4 protein-coding genes are annotated in these 3,493 nt (G+C 41.2%); 2 read left to right on the forward strand and 2 right to left on the reverse strand.

Annotated elements, in window-relative coordinates; genetic code table 11:
- Positions 1 to 64: 64 nt before the first annotated feature.
- A complete protein-coding gene (locus tag QUB61_RS38470; protein ID WP_333136641.1) occupies positions 65 to 949 on the reverse strand; it encodes an ATP-binding protein in 885 nt (294 codons plus the stop codon).
- A 137-nt stretch (positions 950 to 1,086) separates the two neighbouring features.
- On the opposite strand from QUB61_RS38470, the gene QUB61_RS38475 reads away from it, so the two are divergent.
- Positions 1,087 to 2,292, forward strand: a complete 1,206-nt coding sequence (locus QUB61_RS38475; protein WP_333136640.1) for an ISAzo13 family transposase — start codon at positions 1,087 to 1,089, stop codon at positions 2,290 to 2,292.
- Between the two features lie 15 nt (positions 2,293 to 2,307).
- Here QUB61_RS38475 and QUB61_RS38480 read toward each other — a convergent pair whose 3' ends face one another.
- Entirely contained in the window at positions 2,308 to 3,258 is a 951-nt protein-coding gene (locus QUB61_RS38480) for a HAMP domain-containing protein (RefSeq protein WP_333136639.1), read from the reverse strand.
- A 41-nt stretch (positions 3,259 to 3,299) separates the two neighbouring features.
- Between QUB61_RS38480 and QUB61_RS38485 the strand changes: the two genes are divergently transcribed.
- Positions 3,300 to 3,493, forward strand: a 194-nt coding sequence (locus QUB61_RS38485; protein ID WP_333136637.1) for a hypothetical protein, incomplete at its 3' end; no start/stop codon positions are given.

Here is a 3,493-nt window from a genome sequence, read left to right on the forward strand (position 1 = left end):
GGTTTCATCCTATTTTACCTTTTTTTGTCTACCCCCTTGACAATTTGCACTTTTTCTTAACTTGTCACAAATGGTTCGATGCCAACCCCTTCACTCGTTTTTGCGGCTGTCTGTCATAAATTTCGCTCTCAGTTGCATGACTGACTTTAATGTAAAAACTAAAAACCGTTCCTTTCCCCACAGAACTTTTGACCTTAATCTCGCCACCCATCAGCTTCACAAAAGAGTTACTGATTGGCAATCCCAAACCCGTTCCCGTTTGCGATTTTCTGCCAGCATCCGCTTGCACGAACGGCTTAAACAAACGGCTAACCTCATCAGGCGCAATGCCTGGGCCTGTATCCTTCACAGAGAACTGGAGAAAGAATTTGGATAACGGTTTTTTTGCCAGCAACTGAAGGCATTTTACAGTCAGCTTCACCCTACCCGTCTCAGCAAATTTAACAGCATTACCCAACAGATTAATCAAAACTTGGCGCAGCTTGCTTTCATCAGTTCGGACATATTGCGGTACATCATTCCGGAGTTCAAAAACAAGTTGCAATCCCGACGACTGAGCTTTGAGTTGGAACATCCCTTCTATGTCCGATAGCAAACTGTACAGGTCAAAAGTATTTGATTCGAGGGTAATTTGACCAGCTTCAATCTTAGACAGCGACAAAATATCGTTGATTAGTTTCAACAAATGCTCGCCGCTGCGATTGATAATATCTAAACTCGACTGCTGTTCCGGTGCAGTTTTTTTAGAGTTTACAAGGAGGTGGGCAAAGCCGATAATCGCATTCAGAGGCGTTCTCAATTCATGGCTCATATTAGCCAGAAAGGTACTTTTAGCGCGATTGGCACTTTCGGCGGCAATTAGAGCTTGTTTTAGTTCAATAGTTTTCTGTGCAACTTGCCGCTTTAAATCGCCCGAATATTTTGCTGAGGCATGAAAATTTAATAACATCAGCGATGTATAATAAATAAATGAGTGAATATGAATAGGTTTATGTTGCGGTAGAGATGTCAAATATTATACCTACTTGGTTCTTTTTATGTCGCTCATGATTTTTGGATTTGAATAATTTCTGACTAACTTAATTTATGTATTACTCAGACGAAATTACTGATTTAATGCGAAAACATCATCAGTCTTTATCTGAAAAAGACCAAAGAAAATATGCAGCGATAGAAGCCGTAAAACTTGGCTATGGTGGAATTATTTACATAGCCCGAGTTTTGGGAGTAGACAGGAATACAATAGCCAAGGGAATTAAGGAGTTAAAAAGTGAATCAGACACTACTTGTAATCAACAGAGAATTCGCCGACGTGGAGGAGTCAGAAAAACTAGGGAGTCTGAGATACCTGATTTAAATGAGCGTTTTTTAGAAGTCTTAAAAAACCACACAGCCGGAGATCCAATGTCGGAAAAAATTAAATGGACAAATCTTACCCAGCAACAAATAGTTGAAGGTCTGAAGGCTCAGGAAACAATAGTCAGTACAACAGTTGTTCAAAAACTGTTAAAAAAACATGGATATGTGAAACGCCAAGCTCAAAAAAAACAAACAACCGGAGTAACCAAGAATCGTAATGAACAATTTGAAAATCTTGCCATAATTACCGCAGAGTATGAGTTGCAGGGAAATCCGATTGTTAGTATGGACACGAAAAAGAAGGAATTTATTGGAAATCTATATCGAGCAGGAAGTCTATATACTACGGAAGCTATTACGACATTTGACCATGATTTTTGGAGTTTGGCTGAAGGAAAAGTAGTACCTCATGGAATTTATGATCTGCAACATAACCGAGGATATTTAAACCTGGGAATCAGTAAAGACACAAGTGAATTTGCTTGTGAATCGATAAAATTATGGTGGGTTAATTACGGAAAATTTATCTACCCTCAAGCCAATTCAACTTTGATAAAATGCGATGGCGGTGGCAGTAATAATTCCAATCATCATATCTTTAAATCGGATTTACAAAAATTAGTTGACGAGCTAGAAATAGAAATTAGAATCGCACACTATCCCCCCTATACATCGAAGTATAATCCGATTGAACATCGTTTGTTTCCTCACGTAACCAGAGCCTGTCAAGGAGTGATTTTTACCAGTCTTGAGTTAGTTAAAAAACTCATGGCAAAAACTCATACTAAAACCGGGCTTTCTGTGGTAGTAAATGTGAGCGATAAAATTTATGAAACTGGTCGAAAAGTAGCTAAGGGATTTAAAGAAACAATGAAAATTATTTTTGATGAATATCTACCAAAATGGAATTATCGTGCAGTTCCAACTATTTAGCAGACGCTAAAGTTATTAAATTTTCATTCCTAACCGCTTGCGAGATGCTTTTAACTGGCAATTCATGCGCAAGAAAGCACAGGCTAGGGCTTCGAGTTCGGCAACACCGCTACCTGAAACTGTTGAGTCGAAGTCGCCACCAGCTATCGCCTCTGTTGCTGAAATTAACCGCAGCAGCCGCTGTTCTATTCTTAGGGAAATGGACAGCAAAAGGCAGATAGAAAGAACCAAAGCCAGTAACACGAGCAAAATAGTGTTGCGGGTGTTGGCCTGAACTTTTTGGGTGAAGTCGGTTTCGGGTACAACTGCCACAATCAGCCAATTTAAGCCTTTCGGGTTTTTAAAAGGTCTGACTTGTAGCAAGTATAGTGAGTTGCTGGCAGTAAAGTTAAGATTTTGGCTGCTGTTAATAGCAGCGAGGCTGCCATAATGTTTAAGCAAATACTCTGTTGAAAGCTGGATTACTTTTTGTTGCAGAGCTTGGGCGCTTTCTCGCTGCCGTCCGTCAACAGAAATAGACGGTTTTGGTTCAGTTACCTCGTTCCGAGCCACTAAACGTCCCGAACGGTCTAAGATAAAAGCTTGACAGTTAGGGCTAATGAGGAAATCGTGCAAGTTGAATGTTGAGGTTGGGGTGGGAAAAGCAGGATTTGTTTTTTGTTGAGGCAATATTGTTTTTGGAGAGTCTGACCCATTTCTTTCCCCATTTGGTTTGATTGTGACTCCGGCTGTTTGACTTGGGGAAAGTTGGTTTACCGAACCAGTTGGAATTTGATTGTAAGTCCCTTCTCCTTTCCCAACCCCTTCTTTTAAGTAGTTGTCAAGGCGGTCCCAGATGCGGCTCGTTGCTTCGGACAATAGCTGTGCAACTAAGTAGTGAGTTGTCTGCCGCCCTGTTTGAAAAGAAAGCCATCCCGTTAGACATAGTAAAGTCGAAATCTGGAGAGCGTTGGGGACTGTAAGCACAACGCGCAGCGGGAGGACAGACTTTTTTTGAACAGAGCTTTTTGGGCGGAACATTGGTTGAAAAAAGGGAGTGGGGAGTGGGGAGTGGGGAAGAGAGGGAGAGGGGGAGAGAGGGAGAGGGGGAGAGAGGGAGAGGGGGAGAGAGGGAGAGGGGGAGAGAGCATTACTCACAAGTTAAGCTAAAAGCACTATTGTCAATGAGTAAAATTACTCATCTTTTACCTGTTGACCCAAT

This window comes from Microcoleus sp. C2D2, assembly GCF_036702495.1.
Classification (GTDB): Bacteria; Cyanobacteriota; Cyanobacteriia; order Cyanobacteriales; family Microcoleaceae; genus Microcoleus.

Bases quoted from the DNA above. Each gene is read 5' to 3' on its own strand.
- QUB61_RS38470 (WP_333136641.1), bottom strand. From the start codon at position 949: ATGTTATTAAATTTTCATGCCTCAGCAAAATATTCGGGCGATTTAAAG.
- QUB61_RS38475 (WP_333136640.1), top strand. From the start codon at position 1,087: ATGTATTACTCAGACGAAATTACTGATTTAATGCGAAAACATCATCAG.